Source organism: Pseudomonas sp. CC11G, assembly GCF_056174845.1.
The window spans coordinates 1-22,657 of record NZ_JBWBZC010000001.1; the positions used below are offsets into that span (position 1 = coordinate 1).

Sequence of the window (22,657 nt, forward strand, 5' to 3'; positions counted from 1 at the left end):
GAAGAAGTCGATCTCAACGAAATAAACAGAGTTGCCATTATTCGTTTGGCTAACGCATTTATGAATAAGGCCAGCCACTATCTGGAGGAAATACTCCAAGCTGGACCACGTAAAGGGCAAACCTTTCGTAGTTGCCATTGCACCTTTGAACAGCCCTGGTTTAACCTTCAGGTCTACAGGCCTATTGAAGCGCTGCTGTATGACTACTACGTCGACGAGCAAGCGTATCTACAAACCCCGGAGCTATTTCCTGACGGGCCAGAAGGCAAAAGCCTGGGTTGCGTATCCAAAGACAACGGCGCCGAGATAGAGCTCGGCTTTTTTGACTGCGAGAGATTTTCGCACGTAAGCGCTGTGGTCTTTAGCAGCGTTGCAACGTGGGGAAAGGTTGACGCGCTGTCTGAGAATCCGTTTATGGTTGTTAGTTCGCAGTGGGAAACCGAGCATGGGATAGAACGAAGAACCTTCAGTAAAGGGGAAATCGGCGAAACGATCACTGATGGGCTGCGGGTTTATCACAATCCTTACGCGAGAGAGGATGTGTTCAGAAGGTCTGGAGTTGTACAGGTGTGGACCAACCCAGAAACTCGAGAGATAGTACTTGAAGAAGTTCATAATTCTCTGCACATGCGACAGGCATTTGTCATTAACCCCGTAGAGAGTTTGGACAACGAGGAGTAATGGGCGTAAACATATCATTCGAGACGCGAAACACCTGAAGTTTCCTAAAATTTAGGAATTTGTTAAATTAAGAGCGTGTCGGGTTTTTGATTGAGTAAGGCGAGGCTTTATGAGTTGGTGGGAAAAGACTGTTGAGTATATGTATGTAGTGCGTCTTTCGAATGAAAGAAAGCTAGATTTTGCAGCGCCTCTCGCTGGCGCTCCAGAGCGTTACGGGGCTGATGGTATATTTGGCGCTGACTGCAAAATGATTTTAGTTGAGTTTAAAATTAATAAAGATAAAATTTCAACTGAAAAGGTAAAGTTTAAAACGGACCAATTCAAGATTGCTGTGGAAAAATTAGGTGATTTTCGCCATCACTTTTTGGTTTATGCGGAAGCTGTGTTAGGTGAGCCGTCGGAGTCGCTAAGGTTAATTGCTCGACATTATTTCAAAGAGGGTAGCTTCGTCAATATTGGTGATACCTTAACCCATGCGCTGCCACATGCCGAGTTTATGGCCTACCTCGACTTGCTTAGTAAATATAAGAAGCCTCCCACTGGTAAACGGTCGACGGCGCACGCCACTTCCGGAGGTTTTGTGTCTGTGATAGGCGTTTCTGCGGGTAAAGCTGTGCGTTTTTCGACGTTACAAGACTATACGTCAAAGCGCTTTGAGCTCGGTATGGAATTCTCCATATGATATTTGAAATTCAGTTTAGACGAGCTAGCTATGAAGCCATTAATTGAATATTGCGAAGGCGCGGTTAAGGCTTTGAATGCCCAATATGCGATGACTAATGTACTTAGACACTCCGCAACTTCCGGCTCTGCGCGTGAACGTCTAATCCAAGATTTCCTAGTGGCGCATCTACCTGAGATGACCAGCGTTGTCAGTGGGATGATTGTCGACTCAGGCGGGAGGCTTTCGAAGCAGCAGGACATTGTTCTCATGCTAAAGTCGATGCCGCGTTTACCATTTGCGAGTGGGCATGATCTGATCTTTCAAGAAGGTGCTGTTGCCACATTCGAGATTAAGACAAGAAAACTCCTGTTAATTTGGAGGGAATTTCCGCGAACATATTGAGTGTTAATTCGCTAGTTCCCAGTACACTGGAGGGCACCGCGTTAGGCGACTTGGCTTGGCCCATCAGTAGAATATTGAGTGTCGTCCTGACATACGAAGGGTCTTCCTTGGAAACCATAGAAGGTAAGCTTATGGAGTTGCCAGATAATGGTCGCCCAGATGTTTATTTGGACTTGGTTAATGGGGTTTTGATTAAAAATGAAGGAATTTTGTTTGGGCGTCAGGAGGTCGGGAGTTATCTAAAGTTCCACAGTCCGGCGATTGGGTTAGCGCGCTTGCTTGCCCTGCTTTCGAAAGTCACTGGCCGGTTGGTGATGCGAGGGGTTAAGTGGGAGTCGTATATATCGTGATACATTGCCTCTATCAAAATAAACGTAACTCAGTCGAGCGACGAGGCAGCAGCACCATCTCTCCCCACAGGTTTTACTGACCAGACTCTGAACAGAAAGTGCTCCGCCACCTCTCTTTTTTCTGGCTCTTCAGCAGACAAGCGCGAGTGATGAAGCCTGCCCCAAGAAAATACGGCTGTTCCAGCTGATGCTAGAGATGCCTTCCCTAGGCGCGCGCACGACACCAATAGCTCTTTGATATCTGCTTGGGTGATGCTAGTTTCAGATGTGTTCCAAAAGATAATCGTAGAACATTGTTGTTTACCTAATACTTGCTGAAGCTCCAGAACATAGCGAGTTTTTCGGTTCCATTCGATTTCGGCAACAATGGCAAATCTGCGCCTGCTCCAACCATCATCGGTGAATAGCCACCGCTTTTGTCTTCCGTCAATTGTCGATGGATAAACATTTACCGGTATAGAGCTGACCGTGGCATAGCTGTTCAATGCTTTTATATAGCCAACTGATGCTAGTGTGTATTGCTCTATCCATTTTAGTTTTCGAATGACTGATTCGTGGCCATATTCATTGTAAGTTACGTCAATGTCATCGGTATGCACGGGCTCGCGATCATCGTGCTGCTGGGGATCGCCTTGTATATTGTTATTGCTCCCTTTTATGTCTGTTTTGGAGATTGCTCCGCCGTTGGCGACAGGATCGATTACTGATCCTGCGGTGGAGGGCGTCGCAATAGGAACGGGCTGATTTTTGTCGTACTGAGATTTTGCAGAGTCGGTTGTGACTTTTTTCGACCCGGTCTCTTGAAGCAGCGGAAACCGGTCATCAATCGTTGGATCTCGGATTTCGGTTTGAGCGCCGCCATGTGCGGGAGCAACGCTCAGGAGCGTCTCTAGCGGGTCATCCGTAGCGACATCAAATTTTGGAGTTGGGGGGTAGGTAGAAAGGTTTTTCTCGCCTTTATCATCGTTTGATTTGTTTCCCCGGTTCTCTCGGTCGTACACCAGTGTTTTGAACGGCGGTGGGCAGTGGCAGCGCAAAATGCGAACAATGAGTTTGCGAGTTCTGGTCCCGGTTTGGATCTGGCGGTACAAGAACTCAGTGCGGGCCGGGAAATCAATTGGCGGAATTGCACTTACGGCGGCGTAGGGGCCGACTGCTTTCCTTACAGCCCAAAACAAATAGATATTTTTAGCCTGCTTCATCGCATAAGCGTTGAAGGCGAAGCGTGCCAGATAAAGGGCGTCCGCGTCCTTCATCCGCTTCCGAAGAACGAAGGATGCGTTTCCTTTCGCGTCGATTACCGTGTTGAAGAACAGGTGGCTGCGTGGGTCGAGGATCCTATCGTCGAACAGTACCTTCGTGAAGGTTGCTGACGTGGCGTAGAAGAACCTAACGACCTCCATGGCTGGAATGATGATGCTGTAAGGGTCGCCATCTTTACCAACGCCGACAAAGTATCCATTGAATTCATCATCAGCAGGCAGAGCTTCGTTCTTCCCAGGAGGGATGATCAGTTCACCGTCTACTACATCGAGCCGTCTGAAGATGCGTAGGTTTTGTGGAGAAAAATCGAGTTGTTCGTCTGCGGGAGGGCGGAGATTAGCGTCGTACTCGCTTCCTCGGACGATGTATTTATCGATGATTACCGCTTCATGTGAAAAGAGCGGGAGCTCGCCAATCGGAAGGTAGTCAATGACGTCAGGCGCAGATGGGGTCTGCGGGGGTGTTCTAAGCTTTACCAAGAACCTCAGGTCGGTGGAGGGGCTCTCTGAACTTGGCGTGTGGTTAATCGTGGCACCTATAGCTGCCACTCTCCAGATGCCGTCAATAGTTAACGACTGGTGCTTCACCGCGCCCATCAATACCTGACCCTGTAACACATAACGTGGGTCTAGTTTCACTCTAATGGGTCAGAGTATCAATTAGCGTAGCGTTTGATATTTGGGTAAGTCGGCCGGAGCGAGGTTAAGGGTGATGCGACGTTGGGGGAATTCAAAGGCGCAATTCAGAATTGCGCTACGCACGCGGTCCTTGCTTTCTTTGACTGCCGTTTCCGGAAGGCCGACCAGGGTGAGCGAAGGCAACCCGTTGGCCAGGTGCGCTTCGACAATCACGGTGGGGGCTTCGACGCCAACTTGGGCGCGGCTATGAACGATAGCCAGGGACATGGATCACTCCTTGATCACATGCCGCTCAGGCGAGGTTGGTTACTCGCTGGGCGGCGTTACTTTGGCTTCCAGCTCGGCGACCTTGGCTTCTAGTGCCTCAAGGCGTGCGCGGGTGCGGGCAAGCACGGCCATCTGGCTGTCGAACTCTTCGCGACTCACCAGATCGAGTTTGCTGAAACCACTTTGCAGCAGGGCTTTGAACTGGGTTTCGAATTCGCTGCGCGGCAACGGCGTTTCGCCATTGAAAGGCGCGAGGCGTGGGTACTGAGGGCATCGAGCAAGGCTTTGGGCGGCAGCATAAAAAGGTTCCCGAAAAGACGGCTGGCAGTGTACCACGCAGCATCTAGGCTATCGGTTGCAGGGTTTTGCACGGTTTTGGAGCGTTGGCCACGGAGCGGCTGCACTGTTGTTGCGCGTGACTGGCTAGCGCTGTCTGGGCATGCCGTAGCTCAGCCGCAGTAACTCGCTGAATTTCAAGCTTTTCGGCGAGCTGGCAAGGTTTCTGCTTAGTGGCCTATGACGCATGCACCGATGCAGTTCGGATGCGTAAGGCGAAGCGGGGGAGTCGTTTCGCCAGGAGCGATTGGTTGTGTCGAGAGCCCTCCCTGAGGACGTTCGATGCGTTACAAAGCCAGACACTGCGCTTAGACTTGAGCCGGGTTCGTTTTTCCTGGGGCAAGTCCACCAATACGGGAGAGAGTTTCATGAAGTTAGTAACTGCCATCATCAAACCGTTCAAGCTGGACGATGTGCGCGAGTCGCTATCGGAGATCGGCGTGCAGGGCATCACTGTCACTGAAGTCAAAGGCTTCGGGCGTCAGAAAGGCCATACCGAGTTGTATCGCGGCGCCGAATACGTGGTCGACTTCCTGCCCAAGGTGAAGATCGACGTGGCCATTGCTGATGATCAGCTGGACCGCGTTATCGAAGCCATCACCAAGGCGGCCAACACCGGCAAGATCGGTGACGGCAAGATCTTCGTGGTCAATCTGGAACAGGCCATTCGCATCCGTACCGGCGAAACCGGCACCGACGCAATCTAAGCCGCAGCCGAACCCAACGCCCCAGGAGAAAACAATATGACTCTGCGTAAGCTCGCAGGGCTAGGAGCCCTTTTGTCCCTCGTTACCCCAGGCCTTGCCCTGGCTGCCGACGAGGCCGTTCTAAACTCCGGCGATACATCGTGGATGATGACCTCCACGGCGCTGGTGCTGTTCATGACCATCCCCGGTTTGGCGCTGTTCTACGGCGGCATGGTTCGCTCCAAGAACATCCTTTCCGTGATGATGCAGTGCTTCGCCATTACCGGTCTGATCAGCATCCTGTGGATGGTGTACGGCTACAGCATGGCCTTCGATACCACCGGTATGGAAAAAGGCGTCATCAACTTCAACTCCTTCGTAGGTAGCTTGAACAAAGCCTTCCTCAGCGGCCTGACCCATGACGGTCTGACCTCTGCGGCAGCACTGTTCCCGGAAAGTGTATTCATCACTTTCCAAATGACCTTCGCCATCATCACCCCGGCTTTGATCGTCGGTGCTTTCGCTGAGCGCATGAAGTTCTCCGCGATGCTGGTGTTCATGGGCGTGTGGTTCACCCTGGTCTACGCACCAATCGCTCACATGGTCTGGAGCGGCGACGGTGGCCTGCTGTGGGACTGGGGCGTACTGGACTTCGCTGGCGGCACCGTGGTGCACATCAACGCTGGTGTGGCGGGTCTGATCGCTTGCCTGGTACTGGGCAAACGCAAAGGCTACCCAACCACTCCGATGGCTCCGCACAACCTGGGCTACACCCTGGTCGGCGCGGCCATGCTGTGGGTCGGCTGGTTCGGCTTCAACGCCGGTTCCGCTGCTGCTGCCAACGGCACTGCCGGCATGGCCATGCTGGTTACCCAGATCGCTACCGCTGCTGCGGCACTGGGCTGGATGTTCGCTGAGTGGATCACCCACGGCAAACCAAGCGCACTGGGCATCGCCTCGGGTGTGGTTGCCGGTCTGGTTGCCATCACTCCGGCCGCTGGTACCGTAGGCCCGATGGGTGCTCTGGTTATCGGCGCTGTCGGCGGCGTAGTGTGCTTCTTCTGCGCTACCGCTCTGAAACGCAAACTGGGTTACGACGATTCCCTGGACGCCTTCGGTGTACACGGTATCGGCGGCATCATCGGTGCTCTGCTGACTGGTGTATTCGCAGCCCCGGCACTGGGCGGCTTCGGCACCGTTGAAGACATCGGCGCACAAGTCTGGATCCAGTTCAAAGGTGTTGGTTTCACCGTGGTCTACACCGCCATCGTGACCTTCGTCATCCTGAAAGTACTGGACCTGGTCATGGGTCTGCGTGTCAGCGAAGAGGAAGAGACTGTTGGTCTGGACCTCGCGCAACACAACGAGCGTGGCTACAACCTGTAAGGTTTTCTTATAGGCTGTACCCGCACAAAAAATGCCCGGCTCTGCCGGGCATTTTGCATTTTGCAGTACGTGGAATTACGACCTTTGTCGAGCCCGCCTGGGCTTGAAAACCCTGATCGCTTAAATAAACTCAAACGCTCTGGCCTGCGCCCTTTGCTTTTTCTCGCAGCACGCTAGAATGCGCGCCGAAACGGCGGAGATGCATATGTGGCAGCAACGCGAATTCAGCTTGCAGGCAAGGCCTCGGGGCTTTCATCTGGTCACAGATGAGGTGCTGGCCAAATTGCCGGAACTGCGTAGCTATCGCTTGGGTCTGTTACATCTGTGGCTGTTGCACACCTCGGCGTCGCTGACGATCAACGAGAATGCCGACCCGGCTGTGCGACGCGACTTTGAGCGGTTTTTCAATCGGCTTGTGCCTCAAGCCGGCAGCAGTATTGCCGATAGAGGAACCGAGGCCGGTTACGAGCACAACGATGAAGGCCCGGATGATTTGCCGGCGCACTTCAAGGCAAGTTTGCTGGGTTGCCAAGTAACACTACCGATTACGGCAGGGCGGTTGGCACTGGGAACCTGGCAAGGGATTTACCTGGGGGAACACCGCGATCACGGTGGCCCCAGAAGAGTGCTTGCGACCCTCTCGGGCGAGGCTCTTTGAATTTTTTCTGGCAATGCGCGACAGCGCGCATTGCTGGGCTATAACTAACCTGCTTTTCGCAAGTCATGAGGTTAAACATGAGCGACGAAGATCTGGAACAAGACGACCTGGAAAATGGTGCGGAAGACGACGGCGAAGAGCTGGCGGCGGCTGACGATGGTGTAGCTGATGACAGCGAAGACAGCGACAGTGATAGCGATGCCCCGGTAAAGTCTGGCAAGAAAGCCAAGGCTGCCGTCGATATTGACGAGTTGCCGAGCATTGAAGCCAAGCAGAAGGAGCGGGATGCGCTGGAGCGTGCCATGCAGGAGTTTCTCTCCCGTGGCGGCAAGGTGCAGGAAGTCGAGCCTAATGTGGTCGCCGATCCCCCCAAGAAGCCCGACAGCAAGTACGGCAGCCGCCCTATTTAAAGTTTAGGCCAACAAAAAGCCCGCCAATTTGGCGGGCTTTTTGTTGGCCTTGGCGATCGGCTGCGCGGCGAACGCATTGGTGCGCGGCGCACACCTTGCGAAGGGCAGGCGCTCACCTTCGTAGATGTGGATAATCGCGGCGGCCGGGGAACATCACCCGTTCCCCCCAGTCCAACCGCTCACTATTCCCCGCTGAGGTTTTTCCGATGTCTGCTTCCCGTCGCCTGGTCTTGCTTGCTGCGTTGTCTGTGCTGAGTTGCCAGGCGTTTGCGTTCAATCTGAATGATGCGGCGAGCCTCTATTCGGCGAGCCAGGGCGGCGGCGGAAACGACAAGTCGGCGGCGTTGCTGAGCAATCCGCAGAACTTGCAGTTACTCGCGGCGCTCAAGCAGTTGAAGGTCACCCCACAACAGGCGGTCGGTGGCACGGGCGCGATGCTGGGGTTGGCGAAGAATCAATTGCCGAACAATGAGTACAGCCAGCTGACGCAAACCGTGCCGGGTTTGGAGAAGTTTGAAGGGGCCAATGGCCTGGCTCAGCTGGGTTCGTTGAGCGGCCTGCTGGGTAAGTCGGCGGGTAAGCCGGTGAGCCCGGAAGCGACAGCCGCAGTTTCCAATGTGAATAACCCGCAGGACTTGAGCGCCGCCTTCGGCGCGCTGGGTATGGACAGCGGCATGATCGGCCAATTCGCGCCGTTGCTGTTGCAATACCTCGGTCAGCAGGGTGTTGGCGGTTCGCTCTTGGGTAACCTGGGCAGCCTGTGGACGCCGGCTAGCTAAGCCAGCGATTCGTTTTTAAGGGTGCTCAGCAGGGCATCCTTTTGCGCCCACCGTTCGGATATCCAATTCTGCATATACACGCGAAATTGCGCGTCGTTCTGGTAGTCGCCCTGCCACAGCGCCGGGTCCATCGGCAGCGTCTGGATATCCACCACCACCCTGGGCACGCGCCCGCATAGCAAATCCCAGAAACCGGGAATTCGCTCGCCGGGGTAGAACACGGTGATGTCCAGAATGGCGTCCAGCTGTTCACCCAAACTCGCCAATACAAACGCCACGCCGCCGGCCTTGGGCTTGAGCAGGTGTTTGTACGGTGATTGTTGTTCGGCTTGCTTAGCCGCAGTACAGCGGGTGCCTTCCAGATAATTCACTACGCTGACGGGCAGGTTGCGAAATTTTTCGCAGGCCTGCTGGGTGATGAGCAAGTCTTTGCCGGCCATCTCCGGGTGTTTGGCGAGGTAGGCCTTGGAGTAGCGCTTCATAAAGGGGTAGTCCAGCGCCCACCAGGCCAGGCCCAGCAGCGGTACCCAGAGCAGTTCTTTTTTCAGAAAGAATTTGAAGAACGGCGCCTTGCGGTTGAAGGCTTGCATCAGCGCGGGAATATCCACCCAGGATTGGTGGTTGCTGATCATCAAATAGGAGCGGTCCATGCGCAGTGCGTTGTCGCCGCGGATTTCCCAGACGGTGGGCAGGCACAGGGCGAAGATGAATTTGTCGATGTCCGACCAGGTTTCGGCAACCCACACCACGCCAGCAGAACAGGCGGCCCGAAGCTTGCCAGGCAGGATCAGCTTGAGCAGGCCAAGGATCATCAACGGACCGATCAACACCAATGTGTTGAGCAAAAGCAGCAAGGCGACGGTCATACCGGTGAGCAAACGGCGCATGTAGGCTCCTTACTAAGCGCAGGCGGCCAATGATAATCAGGCCTGGCGTGCCTTCCAAGTCGCTGGCTGGAAGTTTGGCCGACACACTGTTGTTCACCATTCGCTACATTTTCTTCACCCCGTTTCCTGTATGAAGGGGCCCATTCAGCCCCCTAACGTCTGGAGAGACCTGACCCGTGAAATCTTTTCTTGCCGTGCTAGCGCTTGTCGCGCTGCCCGTTCTGGCCGCCGAGCCGACCGTTTATGGCCGCTACGAATACATCAAGCTGCCGGAGCTGGACCAAACCTTCAAAGCCAAGATGGACACCGGCGCCCTGACCGCCTCGTTGTCGGCCAAGGACATCGAGCTGTTCAAAAAAGATGGCGATGACTGGGTGCGTTTCCGCCTGGCCACCAAAGACGCCAGCGACAAGCTCTACGAGCACAAGGTGGCGCGCGTCAGCAAAATCAAAAGCCGCTCCGACGAGGAAGAAGGCGAAGAAGGCACCGCCGTTGCCAAGCGCCCGGTGGTGGCCCTGCGCATGTGCATGGACGGCGTGAGCCGCATCATCGAGGTGAACCTGACCGACCGCAGCAGCTTCAATTACCCGCTGCTGATTGGTGCCAAGGCGTTGCGTGAGTTTGATGCGGCGGTGAACCCGGCGCGGCGCTTCACGGCTGGGCAGCCGAAGTGCTGAGGTAATCGGGGAATATCCGAAAATCTGGATCCCAGCCTGCGCTGGGATGACGGTGTTGTATGAACTTACTCCGTCATCCCAGCGGATGCTGGGATCCAGAATATCCGTCGTTACGCTAATCCCGTGGTGGTAAATTGAGCGCCTTGCCCCTCATGCTGCAGGACGCACATGCCGACCATTCTGCTGGTCGAGGATGAAGCCTCGATCGCCGACACCCTGATCTACGCCCTGCAAAGTGAGGGCTACAGCACGCACTGGCTGACCCTGGCCGGCGAAGCGCTGACCTATCAGCAAAACACCCCGGCCGACCTGTTGATTCTCGACGTCGGCCTGCCGGACATGACCGGCTTCGAAGCCTGCAAACAACTGCGCCGTTTTTCCGAAGTGCCGGTGATTTTCCTCACCGCGCGCAACGCCGAAATCGACCGCGTGGTGGGCCTGGAAATCGGTGCCGATGACTACGTGACCAAACCCTTCAGCCCTCGCGAAGTCGCGGCGCGGGTCAAGGCCATTCTCAAACGGATGCAGCCGCGTGGGGTTGCCGCGCCGGCCGCCGCCAGCGTGTTTGCCGTGGATGCCGAGCGTTTTCAGATTCATTACCACGGCCGTCTGCTCAGCCTGACTCGCCACGAATTCCGCCTGCTACACACCCTGCTGGCCCAGCCGCAGCGGGTGTTCAGCCGCGAACAGTTGCTCGATGGCGCCGGGGTGCCGGCCGAGGCTGGTTATGAGCGCAATATCGACAGCCATATCAAAAGCCTGCGCGCCAAGTTGCGCCAGGTGACCGCCGATGCCGAACCGATCCAGACCCATCGCGGCCTGGGCTACAGCATCAAGGTGGACTGATGCCGCTCGGGATCCGGATTTTCCTCGTCTACTTTGTGTTCGTCGGCCTGTCCGGCTGGTTTGTGCTGAGCACGGTGATGGACGAAGTCCGCCCCGGCGTGCGGCAAACCACCGAAGAAACCCTGGTCGACACCGCCAACCTGCTGGCCGAGTTGCTGCGCGATGACCTGCGCAGCGGTCGGCTGGATCAGGCGCATTGGCAGGAGCGCTTTCAGGCCTATGGCCAGCGCCAGCCGGCGGCGCAAATCTGGGGTATGACCAAAAGTGAAGTCAGCCACCGCATCTACGTCACCGACGCTCAGGGCAAGGTGGTGGTGGATTCCAGCGGCGAAGCGGTCGGCCAGGATTATTCGCGCTGGAACGATGTGTACCTGACCCTGCACGGCCAATACGGCGCGCGCTCCACCCGCGAAGTGCCAGACGACCCGGAAACCTCGGTGATGTACGTAGCCGCACCGATCAAGGAAGACGGCAAGATCATCGGCGTGATTTCGGTGAGCAAGCCGAGCCGCACCTTGCAGCCCTATATCGAACGCTCGCAGATGCGCCTGGCCTGGTTTGGCGCCGGGTTGATCTTTCTCGGTTTGCTGGCCGGCGGCTTGCTGTCGTGGTGGCTGAGCGCGTCGTTGCGCCGCCTCACCGACTACGCCCAGGCGGTGTCGGCGGGCGAGCGCAGTCCGTTGCCCGAGTTGCAGGGCGGCGAGCTGAAACAGTTGGCCGAGGCGCTGGAACATATGCGCAGCGAGCTGGAAGGCAAGGCCTACGTTGAGCGCTACGTGCACACGCTGACCCACGAACTGAAAAGCCCGCTGGCGGCAATTCGTGGTGCGGCGGAGTTGCTGGAAGGAGATATGCCGACTGAACAGCGGCAGCGCTTTGTCGGCAATATCCAGACTGAAAGCGCCCGCTTGCAGCAGCTGATCGAACGCCTGCTGAACCTGGCTCTGGTGGAGCAACGCCAAGGCCTCGACGAGCGCGTGCCGTTGCCATTGCGTGCCTTGGTGGACGAACAACTGCACGCACAGGCCGCGCGCACCTTGAGCCTGCAGGTAGATAACCAGGTGCCGGCCGATGTGCAGGTGATTGGCGAGCGTTTTTTGCTGCAACAGGCGCTGGCCAACCTGCTCGACAACGCCCTGGACTTCACCCCGGCGGGTGGCGCGCTGCGCTTTACGGTCGAACCGCAGGAAAGCGCGCTGACCTTGGTGGTGTTCAACCAATGCGCGCCCATTCCTGACTACGCCCTCTCCCGTCTCACCGAGCGTTTCTATTCCCTGCCGCGCCCTGTCAGTGGTCGCAAAAGCACCGGCCTTGGCCTCAACTTTGTGCAAGAAGTGGCCAGCCTGCATGGCGGTGCTATAACAATTGGCAACGTTGCTGGTGGTGTAGAGGTGCGTTTGAGTCTGCCGCTGGTGCACTAGCAGAAGCCGTTTTCAGTGCTGTAACCGCTCTGCAAAGCCTGTTCAATTGTGTCTCAGCGACTGCCCGGACATCGAAGTCCGTGCTGTTGGCACTAAACGTGATTGCCACTGCACCAATAAGAAAAACGCCGAAGGAGTCAGGGTATGAAAACCGTTGCGGAAATCCTCAAAGCGAAAACCCGGAACAGCATTTTCACCGTCAGCCCGGAAACCTCGGTGCTGGAGGCTGTGAAGCTGATGGGCGAGCTGGGCATCGGCGCGTTGCTGGTGACCGAGAACGGCGAATTGGTGGGCATCGTCAGTGAGCGCGACTACGTGCGCAAGATCGCCATGCTGGAGCGCGCCACATCGGCCAAGGTCAGCGAAATCATGACGCCCAAGGTCATCACCGTGAGCCCGAAAGAGGGCAACCGCCACTGCATGCAACTGATGACCGACGGCCATCTGCGGCATTTGCCGGTAATGGAAGAGGGCAAGCTGATTGGCCTGCTGTCGATTGGCGACCTGGTGAAAGACATCATCTCCGAGCAGGAGAGTTTGATTAATCACCTTGAGCAGTACATTCGCGGCGAATAGCGCATTGATGGGTTTCGCTGCGCTCTACCCATCCTACAGGCGGGCGCAATCCGTAGGATGGGTAGAGCGCAGCGAAACCCATGCTGATCTCCATACAAACTCCACATTCACTGCATAACCGCTCCATCCTCCCTCCCCACACTCTCTCCATCCCAACCACATGGAGAGCATCGCGATGAATCGCAGTCTGGGCATCAAACTCGGGGCCATCGGCCTTCTGATTATCCTGTTGTTAATTCCCCTGTTCATGATCGACGGCCTGATCAACGAGCGGCAGTCGGCGCGTGATGGCGTGCTGGAAAACATTGCCCGCAGCTCCAGTTTCAGCCAGCAGATCACCGGGCCGATTCTGGTGGTGCCGTACCGGCAGAAAATCCGTGAGTGGAAAACTGCCGAGAAAACCGGTGTGCGTTATCAGGAAGAGCACACGGTCTCCAGCCGCCTCTACGTGCTGCCCGAAAGCTTCAGCCTCAACGGCGAGGTAAACACCGAACTGCGGGCCCGTGGCATCTACGAAGCGCGCTTGTTCAAAAGCGATAACCAGATTAGCGGCCACTTCGAAGTGCCGGCCAACTACGGCATTACCGAAGACCTGGCCGACTACCAGTTCGACGAGCCCTTCCTGGCCGTTGGCATCAGCGATATTCGCGGCATCAACAATGCCCTCAAGCTCGACCTCAATGGCCGCACGCTGGACTTCGAACCGGGCTTTGGCGATGACATGCTGGCCAACGGTGTGCATGCACCGCTGGGCGCTATCAACACCACGGTCACCATGAAGCTGAACTACGCGTTCAACCTCAAACTGCAAGGCACCTCCAGTTTCAGCGTGGTGCCGGTGGGTCGTGACAGCCAGGTGCATCTCCAATCCGACTGGCCCCACCCGAGCTTTATGGGCGAGTTTCTGCCCGCCGAACGTGAGATCACCGAGCAAGGTTTCAACGCCACCTGGCAAACCAGTTTCTTCGCCACCGATATGGAGCGCGTGCTGCGCGAGTGCGTGAATATCACCGGTTGCAGCACCTTTGATGCCCGCACGTTTGGCGTGAGCTTCGTCGACCCGGTGGACCAGTACCTGAAGACCGACCGCGCGATCAAATATGCGCTGCTGTTTATCGCCCTGACCTTCGGCGGCTTCTTCCTCACCGAAGTGCTTAAACGCCTGTCCGTGCACCCGGTGCAATACGGCCTGGTAGGTTTGGCGCTGGCGATGTTCTACCTGCTGTTGCTATCGATGTCCGAGCATCTGGATTTCGCCCTGGCCTATGGCGTGTCGGCCGGCGCGTGTGTGGCGTTGGTGGGCTTCTATGTCTGCCATGTGTTGCACAGCTGGCTGCGCGGTGCGGGTTTCACCGTTGGCTTGGCGAGCTTGTACGGCGTGCTGTACGTGCTGCTAAGCGCCGAGGACTACGCGCTGCTGATGGGTTCGTTGCTGGTATTCGGTGTGCTGGCCTGCGTGATGCTGCTGACCCGCAAACTGGACTGGTATGGCGTGGGCAAAGCACCTACCCCGGAGCCGCACCTGACCCTTGAACCTGGTCTGCTGGGGGATTGATGGCCATGCGTATTGTTCTGCAACTGGGCCTGTGCCTGGCCCTCGGAATGTTTGTCGCCTTGTTGATTCTGGTGGGATTGATGTTTGCCCAGCAGTTCGACGTGATCAAACTGTTGGCGGTGACCGGCAAGCCGGTCGCTCACCTCGCCCTGGTGGCGCTGCCCGAAAGCTTCTGGATCAGCCTCACCGGCGCGCCGGATGCGGTGGATAACCCGTCGGTGCACTCGTTTCTGCAACTGTGCACCGCGCTTGGCCAGGTGGCGCTGCTGGTCGGCGCCGGGCTGTTTCGTGTGAGTGTGGAGAAATGAGCGGGCATGTCGGGTTGCGGGAAGATACGCGGGTTGGCCATCAGTTGGCCCAACAGATTGGGATGCTGTTTGTAGGTTGGGTTGAGCCGCAGGCGAAGCCCAACGGTTCGCTCACTGTTGGGCTTCGTTGCACTCAACCCAACCTACGAAGCGCATTCAAGCCGGCGGCTGAGTCGCCAACATCGAAGGCCGCTGACTGATCTCGGCATACCAGGCCGCCAGCTTCGGCGCCGACTTTCGCCAGGCCAGTTCGGGCTGGCGAAAATCCAGATAGCCCAAGGCGCAGGCAATACCAATCGACGCCACATCAAAACGGCTGGGCAATTCCGCGCCAGCCGCTTCTTCGAATTCCACCAACGCCCGAACGATTTTCGCCTGCTGGGCGGCCAGCCATTCGGCCCAGTGTTTTTCTTCCGGGCGGGTTGCGAGTTCATAGCGAATCAGCACGGCCGCATCCATCACCGCATCGGCCAGCGAGGCCAGGGTCAGACGCCGCCAGCGACTGGCGCCCTCAAGGGGAATCAGCGGTTCGCCGACGTGCTGGTGGTCGAGGTAATCGACGATCACTCGGCTGTCGTGCAACAGCGAACCATCGTCCAGGCACAACGCCGGAATCTTGCCGGCCGGGTTGTGGGCATTCACTGCCGCGTTGGGGTTGGTCGGGGTGAGCAAAACGGTTTCCAGCTCCACCCGCTCGCGCTGACCGGTTTCATGGAGAAACACCAACACCTTGCGCACGAAGGGTGAGGCGGGGTTGTGGAAAAGCTTCATGGTGGCGGTGGACATAGGCGGCTCCTGGGTGGAGTGGGCGATGGGTGTAACCGTACAGGGCTGCGCAGTTGTTGTCCTTTCCGGCAGATCAAAAGCATCGAGGCTGAAGCCTCTCCCACAGGAACACGCGAACCCTTCTAGGAGAGGCTTCAGCCTCGATGCCTTTAAGCAACAAAGCCGCCTTTAGGGCGGCTTTGTTTGAGGCTAACCCACGTGGCTTAGAACTCCAGTTGTGCGGAGAACGTCAGGGTGCGCGGGTCGCCGAGGTAGTAGCTGTTCAGCCAGTATTCCTTGTTGGCCAGGTTGCTGACGTTGGCGCGGACAGTAAGCGTATTTTCCGCGCTCACCTTGGTGCGGTAGCGAGCACCGGCGTCGAAAGTGGTGAACGATGGCAGGCTGTAGTTATTGGCTTCGTCTGTGTATTGCTTGCCGGTGTAGTAAGCGCCACCGGTGAGGGCAAATCCTGGAAGGGCTGATACGTCCTGTTCGACATACAGTTTGGCCAGTTGCGAGGCCACGTTCGTGGGTTTGTTGCCGTCGTTTTCTGGAAGGTTGGTCTTCTTCACTTCAGGATCTAGCAGGGTGACGCCGCCAACTACGGTTAGCCCCGGGATCACCTTGCCAGTTACACCTAGCTCAAGCCCTTTGTTCACCTGGCGACCATTCGGGGTGTAAACAAAGTTGCTGATGTAGTTTGGCTTGTCGATCTTGAACAGCGCTGCAGTAAACAGCGTTTCGCCCCACGTGGCTTTTGCACCGATTTCATATTGTTCGCTGACTTCCGGCGGCAATGCAGTTACCGGGAAACCAGGCCGCGTCGAGGCAGAGCCGCCTGGCTCCAGACCTTCGATGTAAGTGGCGTAGGTAGTCAGCCATGGCATTGGTTTGTAAATGATCGAGTAGTTCGGCGAAGTCTTGCTTTCGTCGTACTCGGTCACTGTTTCCCCGTAACCGAATGCTTTGGCGTAGACGAAGTCGTTGGACGACGACTTGATCTTGCTGTGGGTAACGCCAACGATGCTCGACCATTGATCGTTGAACGTAATGACGTCGCCGATCAGGACGTTCTGCGATTCGCTGGTACCCGACAGACGCTGGTCACCATGCCCGATCGAGTAGTCGGGTTTGTCGACCTGTGGCGTCTGGCTGAGGGGCAAGTTGCCCACCGGCGAGGTGTACTGCGGGCCTGGGTACGGAATCGCGTCTTCATATTCGCGTGTGCGCAGCACATTGCCTTGATAGCCGAGCGTTACCTTGTGGCCAATGCTGGCGGTGTTGAACGCCGAGTCCAGGAACAGGTGGCCGGAGGTTTCTTCTTTGTCGGTTGGGGCAAAGGCATACAGCGGCTGCGAGTAAGAAGTTGACGAGTACATGGTCGGACCGGTGTACACATATTCTTCGGTGTACTCGGTGTAACCGAGGGCGCCGCGCAAGGTGAAGATGTCATTCAAGCGCCAGTTGAAGCGCGAACCAACGCGATCATGCTCGGAGTCGGAGAACGACCACTTCTGGCTGTACAGCTTGTCGTTGCTCAGGTCTTTGGCGTCCGGTCGGTCAGCGCCGTTGTCGACGTACCAGTAGCTGCTCAAACCGCGAGTTTCAGTCTTCTTGTGCGATGCATCGAACTGAACCAGCAAATCGTCGCTGACGTTCCAGTCCAAGGCGAGGCTGATCATTTCGCGGCGACGTTTCTGCATGTCGATAGCCGTTTCACCGTCTTGAGTCAGCACGTTCAAGCGGTAGCCGAACACACCGGCATCATCGATAGGGCCACCAAAGTCGCCATGCAGGTAGTAGTTCTCACCACCCGCATTACCGAGCGTCACGCTGTTGTATCGCTCAGCAGTAGGGCGCTTGAGTACGTAGTTGACCAAGCCGCCGGGATTGCCTGGGCCGTAGAGGAAACCACTGAGGCCGGTGAGGATCTCGATCTGTTCCATTTCTTCGACGTAGTTGCCTGCGTCATAACCTGTGCTGTAGCGCAAACCATCGTTGGCGATGCTCAGGTTACCGGCGGCACTGAAACCACGGATGGCCACGGCACTGGCATAACCAGCGTTTTTCGGCGAATACAGTTGAGTGAACGGGTTGCGCTTGAACACATCGTCGGTCGAGGTGGTCTGGGTGTTCTGCAGCATTTCCTTGGACACAACACTGATTGAGTAAGGTGTGTCTTGCAGACTCATACCACCTAGCGCACCAACGTTTTTGACCGACTCGGTACGGTAGCCCGCATCAGCGCTGCCATCTTGCACCGTGTTACCGCTGATCTCTGCACTTGGCAGGGTAAACGCTTCATCCGCACCCGGAGCCACGCTATAGGTGCCGGCGCTGTTAGCAACCAGGGTCAGGCCGCTACCACGCAGTGCCTGACGCAACGCTGTCTGTGCATCGAAGTTGCCCTGCACCGGCTGCGCGGTCTTACCCGCCGTCAGGTTTGGATCAATGCTCAGCACCACACCAGCCTGGCTGGCGATCTGGTTGAGGGTGCTGGCCAATGGCGCGGCCGGCAGCTGGTAGCTGCGCACGGCGGCGGTGTCGGCAGCCAGGGCAGGCACGCTGGCGAAGGCCATGGCGGCAGCCAGCAGCGTAGGGCGGAACAGGTTGATGGTCTTCGGCATTGCGAGCGGCTCCCAGAAAGGAATTAATCTCAATGCCCCTATGCCGAAGCAAAATCAAAAAGTGATAGGGCTGCGTGAAAATATTTTTCAGCAGCCGTTTTTTCAGGGTTTTTCCACGACCGGAGCGGGGACTACGCGCGTCCACCAGGCTGCACGGTGCTGGATTTGCACAGGCAGGCTGGGCGGCAAGGCGGCCAGGGCCAGGTCGGTGTTTTGCAGTGGGAAGCTGCCGCTGATGCGCAGGTCGGCCACCGCCGGGTCGGCATTCAGGAAGCCTTGGCGGTAGTCGCCTAGTTGTTCCAGCAAATCGGCCAGGCGCATGTTTTCCACCACCAGCATGCCGTGGCTCCAGGCATCGGCCGTGGCCGGCGCGGTACGCACGTCGCTCAAGGCGTTCGCGGCCATAAACACTTGCTGGCCTTCCTTGATGATCAATTCTTCATCGGCTTGCGCCGGGTGCGCGGCGACGGCCGACTGCAGCACGATCAGGCGTGTGCCTTCGGCTTCGTGACGCACCAGAAAGCGCGTACCCAGGGCGCGCAGCTCGCCGTCGTCGGTGGCGACGATAAAAGGCCGGGCGTCGCCGTGGGCGGTTTCCACGAGGATTTCGCCGCTACGCAAAAAAATGCGCCGCTGCTTGGCGTTGAAGTCGATATCCAGGGCGCTGCGGCTGTTGAGCCGCACTTTGGTGTGGTCGGGCAGTTCCAGGTCGCGCTGTTCGCCGGGCGCGGTGCGCTCATCGGCCAGCCAGTCGCCCAGCGGGCGGTGCTGGTGCGCCAGGCTCAGGCCCAGTACGCCGGCCAGTAACAGGCCAAGAATGCCGCCGCTGCGCAGCCGGCCTTTGCCGCTGTCGGCGGCGCGCACCAAGGCGCGGCGTGCGGGCTGGCTGCTAACGTTGGCGAAATGCTGGTCCAGCCCGCTGAGCTGACCCCAGGCGCGCGCATGCTCGGCGCTTGCGGCATGCCAGAGATGAAATTCGGCTTTTTCCAGGTCGCTGGCTTCCCCCGAGCCCAGGCACAGCTGCCAGGTGATGGCTTCGTCGAGCACCTTGGCGGAAACACTGCTGCGGTTCATGTCGGCTCGCCATACAGCGCGATGTAGCACTGGCGCAGGCCCTGGGCCAAATACTGGCGCACGCGCGGCACGGAAACGCCGAGGCGTTCGGCGATTTCCGCGTGGCCCATGTTGTCGATGCGGTTGTAGAGAAAGGCGGCGCGGGCGTTGCTGGACAACGTGCCGAGCATGCGGTCGATGGCGCGCAGCGATTCCAGCACCAGGGCCTGTTCTTCGATATCGGGGTGGACGTTTTCCGGCAGCGCGGATAACTCGTCGAGGTAGGTACGTTCCAGCGCACTGCGGCGGAAGTAGTCGATCAGCAAACCTTTGGCGATGGTGGTCAGCAGGGCGCGCGGCTCGCGCATTTGCACGGCGTCGGTTTTACCCAGAATGCGCACGAAGGTGTCCTGGCTGAGGTCTTCAGCCCGGTGCGGGCAGCTCAGGCTTTTACGCAGCCAGCCGAGCAGCCAATCGCGGTGATCGCGATACAGCATGCCCGCCAATTCGTGGTTTGTGGTTTCCCCAACCGACACAGCAATCTCCGCCAAAGAAGAACCAACGCGAAATCGAGAATTATTCGCATATGATTACAGAGAGTGGCCTTTCGCCGCAATTGCACGTTGTCGGTTTATTTTGTGGGCAGGTTGGCAGGTTGATTACAGAGACGGCCGCTGCTGGCGCCGTTGCCAGCGGGAGAGGGCGTCAGCCAATGCCGCCGGGCTTTCCAGGCCTTGTTTGCGGGCCCGGCTGAACAAAATCAGCGCCAATTCGGCGGTCACCAGGGCATCGGCGCTGGCGTGGTGGCGTTGGTGCACGTGCAGGCCGAAGTGCGCGGTCCAGTCGTCCAGCCCCGCTTGGCGCAGGGTGATTTCCGGGCATAACAGCGGCGCCAGGTCGGCCACATCGAGAAAGCGGTGCTCCAGGCTGTAGCCCAGATCGGCCTTCAATGCCTTGGCCAACATGTGCTGGTCGAACGGGGCGTGAAAGGCCAGTAGCGGGCTGTCGCCCACAAACTGCATAAAGGCCAATAACGCTTCACTTGGCGCTACACCGGCCGCCAATGCGCTGGGGGCGATACCGTGAATCAGCACGCTGGCGCTTACCTTCTGCGCGGTGCGTTGCAGGGTGCATTCGAATTGCTGGCCAAGGTCGATGGCGCCGTCTTCGATCACCACGGCGCCGATGGACAGCAATTGGTCGCGCTGCATATTCAGGCCGCTGGTTTCCAGATCCAGCACCACAAAGCGTTGCTCGCGCAGGGGCGCCTCGCTCCAGGCTCCGGGCTTGGGCAATTGCGCGCAGGCATCCGTCAGTTGCTGATCAACGAGCGGCGCGGTACGGCCTCTTAACCAATCGAGCAGCATCAGAGTTGGTACCGCAGAGTCAGGCTGCTTTGCAGACGCTGCGCCTGGCGGAATGACTCACGCAAAATACGCCGGTCCAGGTGGTTAAGGCTGTCCGGGTCCAGCCGGTTGGAGTAGCGCTGTTGCTGCCGCGCCTGCTGCTGGTGCTGTTGCATACGAGTCTGCTGAATAAAGTGATAGGCCTCTTCGTAGGCCGCACCATCCAGCGGGTCGATCACTTCTTTGACGATCAACTCGCGCAAGCGCTGCAAGGTATTGCCGGCGCTGATGCCATGGGCCAGCGCCAACAAACGCGCGCCGTCGACAAAGGGCGTCAGGCCCTGGACCTTCAAATCCAGCGTGTGCTTTTCGCTGCCGGTACGGGCCACCACAAAGTCGCGAAAGCGCCCCACCGGCGGCCGGTTACGCAAGGCATTGGCAGCCATCAGCCGTTGGAAAATCTGGTTATCCGCCACCTCGACCAGAATTTGCTGACGCAGCACCTCACAGCCATCCACCGGGCCCCACACCGCGCGCAGGTCGAAGTAGATGCTGGAGGCGAGCAGGTTCTCCGGGTTGCCGTCGCGAATAAAACTGCTGAAGCGCCGCGACCACTCCAGGTGCGACAAACAAAGCTGCGGGTTGCTGGCCATGATCCCGCCCTTGCACAGGCTGAAGCCGCATTTATCCAGGCTGTGGTTGATGCGCTCGGCCAGTGGCAGCAGCTTGCCGCGCTTGATGGCCGCATCGGCGGCGTCGCTGGCCTCGAACAGAATGCCGTTGTCCTGATCGGTGTGCAGGGTTTGCTCGCGCCGCCCTTCGCTGCCAAAACACAGCCACGTAAAGGGCACGCCGGGGTCGCCCAGCTGCTCGATGCTCAGCTCGATCACCCGGCTTACGGTGTGGTCGTTCAGCAGGGTGATGATCTGAGTGATCTGCGTGGATGAAGCGCCATGGGCGAGCATGCGCTCCACCAACTGATGAATATCGCTGCGCAGCGCCACCAGGGTTTCCAGCTTGTTCGCGTGGCTGATGGTGCGCGCCAGATGCACCAGGTCGACCCGTTGCAGGGAAAACAGATCGCGTTCGGACACCACGCCGCGCAACTGGCCGTTTTCGACCAAGCACACATGGGCGATATGCCGCTCGGTCATGGCAATCGCCGCGTCAAACGCGCTGGCCTTGGTCGGCAGGTGAAACGGGTTGGCGATCATCACACTCGCAATCGGCCCAGCGAGGTTTTCCGCACCTTCGGCCACCACCGAGCGCAAATCGCGCAGGGTGAAAATACCGGTGGGGCGTAGGTCCTCGTCGACAATCACGATGCTGCCCACCTGCTGCTCATGCATCAGGCGCACGGCGGCGCTAATCGGGGTGTCGGCGCTGCAGGTCACCGGTTGGCGCATGGCCAATTCACGCAACGGCGTATCCAACGAATATTGCGCGCCGAGGGTGGCGACGGCCTGGCGCTGCACCTGCTGGTTCACTTGATCAAGCAGGCTGCTCACGCCGCGCAAAGCAAAGTCACGGAACGGTGCCGAGAGGGCGAACACCTTGATAAAGGCGTCTTTGGCTAGCAGCAGGCAGAAGGTATCTTCGCCTGCCAGGTGCTCGGTGCGGGTGGCGCGTTCGCCGAGCAGGGCGGCCAGCGGAAAGCATTCGCCGGTAGTGATTTCAAACGTGGTTTCGGTGCCGCGTCGCGCCGTGTGCGGCCGCTCGCCCACCACCAGCCCCTGCTTGACGATATAGAAGTGCTGCACCGGCCCGCCGCTGGGCTTGAGAATGCTTTCGCCGGCGCCATAAAAGCGCAGCTGGCAGTTCTCCAGCAGGTAGCCCAGGTGGGCGTTTCCATTTGATTGAAGGGCGGGAATTTCTGCAGAAACTCCATCAGCCCCTGGATGTTCTGCTGCACCGCCACTTTGCCCGCCTGGGCGAATTCGTTGGCCTTGCTCATAACGCGCGTCCGGACCTTGGGTCGAAAGCCCATAGTCCGGAGAATCGGCGGTAGGGCCCATACGACCTAAGTGTAGGTTGGGTTGAGCGAAGCGAAGCCCAACGTACGAGATCAAGGGGCAT

At 57.9% G+C, this 22,657-nt stretch carries 20 protein-coding genes and 4 pseudogenes; 14 read left to right on the plus strand and 10 right to left on the minus strand.

Annotated features, from left to right (window positions below; translation table 11 throughout):
• The 3 genes and pseudogenes from AC0V2S_RS00005 to AC0V2S_RS00015 all read left to right on the plus strand — a co-directional run.
• Nucleotides 1-681 (plus strand): annotated as a pseudogene (locus AC0V2S_RS00005) (hypothetical protein); the annotation flags it as partial.
• Between the two features lie 109 nt (nt 682-790).
• Nucleotides 791-1,363: a hypothetical protein gene (locus tag AC0V2S_RS00010; protein ID WP_475507980.1), complete on the plus strand. Its 573-nt coding sequence runs from the start codon at nt 791-793 to the stop codon at nt 1,361-1,363.
• A 30-nt stretch (nt 1,364-1,393) separates the two neighbouring features.
• On the plus strand, nt 1,394-1,747 hold the full coding sequence (locus AC0V2S_RS00015; protein WP_475507981.1) for a DUF6602 domain-containing protein: 354 nt from the start codon (nt 1,394-1,396) through the stop codon (nt 1,745-1,747).
• Between the two features lie 379 nt (nt 1,748-2,126).
• Here AC0V2S_RS00015 and AC0V2S_RS00020 read toward each other — a convergent pair whose 3' ends face one another.
• The 3 genes and pseudogenes from AC0V2S_RS00020 to AC0V2S_RS00030 form a co-directional block, all read right to left on the minus strand.
• A complete protein-coding gene (locus tag AC0V2S_RS00020; protein WP_475507982.1) occupies nt 2,127-3,956 on the minus strand; it encodes a hypothetical protein in 1,830 nt (609 codons plus the stop codon).
• An 81-nt stretch (nt 3,957-4,037) separates the two neighbouring features.
• Nucleotides 4,038-4,265 (minus strand): annotated as a pseudogene (locus AC0V2S_RS00025) (magnesium chelatase domain-containing protein); the annotation flags it as partial.
• A gap of 39 nt (nt 4,266-4,304) precedes the next feature.
• Nucleotides 4,305-4,564, minus strand: a pseudogene (locus AC0V2S_RS00030) (accessory factor UbiK family protein).
• Between the two features lie 405 nt (nt 4,565-4,969).
• Between AC0V2S_RS00030 and glnK the strand changes: the two are divergent.
• The 5 genes from glnK to AC0V2S_RS00055 all read left to right on the plus strand — a co-directional run bounded on the left by glnK (nt 4,970) and on the right by AC0V2S_RS00055 (nt 8,520).
• Nucleotides 4,970-5,308 (plus strand): P-II family nitrogen regulator, encoded by a 339-nt coding sequence (glnK, locus tag AC0V2S_RS00035; protein ID WP_003457590.1) that lies wholly within the window; start codon nt 4,970-4,972, stop codon nt 5,306-5,308.
• A 36-nt stretch (nt 5,309-5,344) separates the two neighbouring features.
• Complete coding sequence (locus AC0V2S_RS00040; protein WP_475507983.1) at nt 5,345-6,673, plus strand: ammonium transporter; 1,329 nt, start codon at nt 5,345-5,347, stop codon at nt 6,671-6,673.
• Between the two features lie 205 nt (nt 6,674-6,878).
• Nucleotides 6,879-7,331 (plus strand): secondary thiamine-phosphate synthase enzyme YjbQ, encoded by a 453-nt coding sequence (locus AC0V2S_RS00045; protein WP_475507984.1) that lies wholly within the window; start codon nt 6,879-6,881, stop codon nt 7,329-7,331.
• A gap of 77 nt (nt 7,332-7,408) precedes the next feature.
• Nucleotides 7,409-7,741 carry a transcriptional regulator SutA gene (gene sutA / locus AC0V2S_RS00050; protein WP_475507985.1) on the plus strand — a complete coding sequence of 111 codons (333 nt, stop codon included), beginning with the start codon at nt 7,409-7,411 and terminating at the stop codon, nt 7,739-7,741.
• 206 nt (nt 7,742-7,947) lie between these two features.
• On the plus strand, nt 7,948-8,520 hold the full coding sequence (locus AC0V2S_RS00055; RefSeq protein WP_475507986.1) for a DUF2780 domain-containing protein: 573 nt from the start codon (nt 7,948-7,950) through the stop codon (nt 8,518-8,520).
• On the opposite strand, the gene AC0V2S_RS00060 is transcribed toward AC0V2S_RS00055, so the two are convergent.
• Nucleotides 8,517-9,407, minus strand: a complete 891-nt coding sequence (locus AC0V2S_RS00060) for an acyltransferase (protein ID WP_475507987.1) — start codon at nt 9,405-9,407, stop codon at nt 8,517-8,519. The genes AC0V2S_RS00055 and AC0V2S_RS00060 overlap by 4 nt on opposite strands.
• 176 nt (nt 9,408-9,583) lie before the next feature.
• Between AC0V2S_RS00060 and rloA2 the strand changes: the two genes are divergently transcribed.
• The 6 genes from rloA2 (at nt 9,584) to AC0V2S_RS00090 (ending at nt 14,790) form a co-directional block, all read left to right on the plus strand.
• Nucleotides 9,584-10,084, plus strand: a complete 501-nt coding sequence (gene rloA2, locus AC0V2S_RS00065) for a retropepsin-like aspartic peptidase RloA2 (protein ID WP_475507988.1) — start codon at nt 9,584-9,586, stop codon at nt 10,082-10,084.
• A gap of 168 nt (nt 10,085-10,252) precedes the next feature.
• The gene (creB, locus tag AC0V2S_RS00070; RefSeq protein WP_475507989.1) at nt 10,253-10,930 is read left to right on the plus strand and encodes a two-component system response regulator CreB; all 678 of its coding nucleotides are present in this window, start codon (nt 10,253-10,255) and stop codon (nt 10,928-10,930) included.
• Nucleotides 10,930-12,351, plus strand: coding sequence for a two-component system sensor histidine kinase CreC (gene creC, locus AC0V2S_RS00075; RefSeq protein WP_475507990.1), 1,422 nt, complete (start codon nt 10,930-10,932; stop codon nt 12,349-12,351). The genes creB and creC overlap by 1 nt, the downstream gene beginning before the upstream one ends.
• A 144-nt stretch (nt 12,352-12,495) precedes the next feature.
• Nucleotides 12,496-12,927 carry a CBS domain-containing protein gene (locus AC0V2S_RS00080; RefSeq protein WP_475507991.1) on the plus strand — a complete coding sequence of 144 codons (432 nt, stop codon included), beginning with the start codon at nt 12,496-12,498 and terminating at the stop codon, nt 12,925-12,927.
• A gap of 175 nt (nt 12,928-13,102) precedes the next feature.
• The gene (gene creD / locus AC0V2S_RS00085; protein ID WP_475507992.1) at nt 13,103-14,482 is read left to right on the plus strand and encodes a cell envelope integrity protein CreD; all 1,380 of its coding nucleotides are present in this window, start codon (nt 13,103-13,105) and stop codon (nt 14,480-14,482) included.
• A gap of 5 nt (nt 14,483-14,487) precedes the next feature.
• Nucleotides 14,488-14,790 (plus strand): hypothetical protein, encoded by a 303-nt coding sequence (locus tag AC0V2S_RS00090; protein ID WP_475507993.1) that lies wholly within the window; start codon nt 14,488-14,490, stop codon nt 14,788-14,790.
• 156 nt (nt 14,791-14,946) lie between these two features.
• Here AC0V2S_RS00090 and AC0V2S_RS00095 read toward each other — a convergent pair whose 3' ends face one another.
• The 6 genes and pseudogenes from AC0V2S_RS00095 to AC0V2S_RS00120 form a co-directional block, all read right to left on the minus strand.
• Entirely contained in the window at nt 14,947-15,576 is a 630-nt protein-coding gene (locus AC0V2S_RS00095; protein ID WP_475507994.1) for a glutathione S-transferase, read from the minus strand.
• Between the two features lie 203 nt (nt 15,577-15,779).
• Nucleotides 15,780-18,182: a TonB-dependent siderophore receptor gene (locus AC0V2S_RS00100; protein WP_475507995.1), complete on the minus strand. Its 2,403-nt coding sequence runs from the start codon at nt 18,180-18,182 to the stop codon at nt 15,780-15,782.
• A gap of 102 nt (nt 18,183-18,284) precedes the next feature.
• The gene (locus tag AC0V2S_RS00105; protein ID WP_475507996.1) at nt 18,285-19,256 is read right to left on the minus strand and encodes a FecR family protein; all 972 of its coding nucleotides are present in this window, start codon (nt 19,254-19,256) and stop codon (nt 18,285-18,287) included.
• On the minus strand, nt 19,253-19,732 hold the full coding sequence (locus AC0V2S_RS00110; protein ID WP_475507997.1) for an RNA polymerase sigma factor: 480 nt from the start codon (nt 19,730-19,732) through the stop codon (nt 19,253-19,255). Before AC0V2S_RS00110 ends, AC0V2S_RS00105 begins: the two co-directional genes overlap by 4 nt.
• Nucleotides 19,733-19,894: 162 nt before the next feature.
• Complete coding sequence (locus AC0V2S_RS00115; RefSeq protein WP_475508680.1) at nt 19,895-20,605, minus strand: 3'-5' exonuclease; 711 nt, start codon at nt 20,603-20,605, stop codon at nt 19,895-19,897.
• Nucleotides 20,602-22,535, minus strand: a pseudogene (locus AC0V2S_RS00120) (DUF294 nucleotidyltransferase-like domain-containing protein). Before AC0V2S_RS00120 ends, AC0V2S_RS00115 begins: the two are co-directional and overlap by 4 nt.
• Nucleotides 22,536-22,657: the final 122 nt, after the last annotated feature.

Coding starts and splice junctions, on each gene's coding strand:
- AC0V2S_RS00080 (WP_475507991.1), top strand. CDS start 12,496: ATGAAAACCGTTGCGGAAATCCTCAAAGCGAAAACCCGGAACAGCATT.
- AC0V2S_RS00045 (WP_475507984.1), top strand. CDS start 6,879: ATGTGGCAGCAACGCGAATTCAGCTTGCAGGCAAGGCCTCGGGGCTTT.
- AC0V2S_RS00015 (WP_475507981.1), top strand. CDS start 1,394: ATGAAGCCATTAATTGAATATTGCGAAGGCGCGGTTAAGGCTTTGAAT.
- AC0V2S_RS00100 (WP_475507995.1), bottom strand. CDS start 18,182: ATGCCGAAGACCATCAACCTGTTCCGCCCTACGCTGCTGGCTGCCGCC.
- AC0V2S_RS00090 (WP_475507993.1), top strand. CDS start 14,488: ATGCGTATTGTTCTGCAACTGGGCCTGTGCCTGGCCCTCGGAATGTTT.
- glnK (WP_003457590.1), top strand. CDS start 4,970: ATGAAGTTAGTAACTGCCATCATCAAACCGTTCAAGCTGGACGATGTG.
- AC0V2S_RS00055 (WP_475507986.1), top strand. CDS start 7,948: ATGTCTGCTTCCCGTCGCCTGGTCTTGCTTGCTGCGTTGTCTGTGCTG.
- AC0V2S_RS00110 (WP_475507997.1), bottom strand. CDS start 19,732: ATGCTGTATCGCGATCACCGCGATTGGCTGCTCGGCTGGCTGCGTAAA.
- AC0V2S_RS00040 (WP_475507983.1), top strand. CDS start 5,345: ATGACTCTGCGTAAGCTCGCAGGGCTAGGAGCCCTTTTGTCCCTCGTT.
- creB (WP_475507989.1), top strand. CDS start 10,253: ATGCCGACCATTCTGCTGGTCGAGGATGAAGCCTCGATCGCCGACACC.
- AC0V2S_RS00095 (WP_475507994.1), bottom strand. CDS start 15,576: ATGTCCACCGCCACCATGAAGCTTTTCCACAACCCCGCCTCACCCTTC.
- creC (WP_475507990.1), top strand. CDS start 10,930: ATGCCGCTCGGGATCCGGATTTTCCTCGTCTACTTTGTGTTCGTCGGC.
- AC0V2S_RS00010 (WP_475507980.1), top strand. CDS start 791: ATGAGTTGGTGGGAAAAGACTGTTGAGTATATGTATGTAGTGCGTCTT.
- creD (WP_475507992.1), top strand. CDS start 13,103: ATGAATCGCAGTCTGGGCATCAAACTCGGGGCCATCGGCCTTCTGATT.
- AC0V2S_RS00105 (WP_475507996.1), bottom strand. CDS start 19,256: ATGAACCGCAGCAGTGTTTCCGCCAAGGTGCTCGACGAAGCCATCACC.
- AC0V2S_RS00060 (WP_475507987.1), bottom strand. CDS start 9,407: ATGCGCCGTTTGCTCACCGGTATGACCGTCGCCTTGCTGCTTTTGCTC.
- sutA (WP_475507985.1), top strand. CDS start 7,409: ATGAGCGACGAAGATCTGGAACAAGACGACCTGGAAAATGGTGCGGAA.
- AC0V2S_RS00020 (WP_475507982.1), bottom strand. CDS start 3,956: ATGGGCGCGGTGAAGCACCAGTCGTTAACTATTGACGGCATCTGGAGA.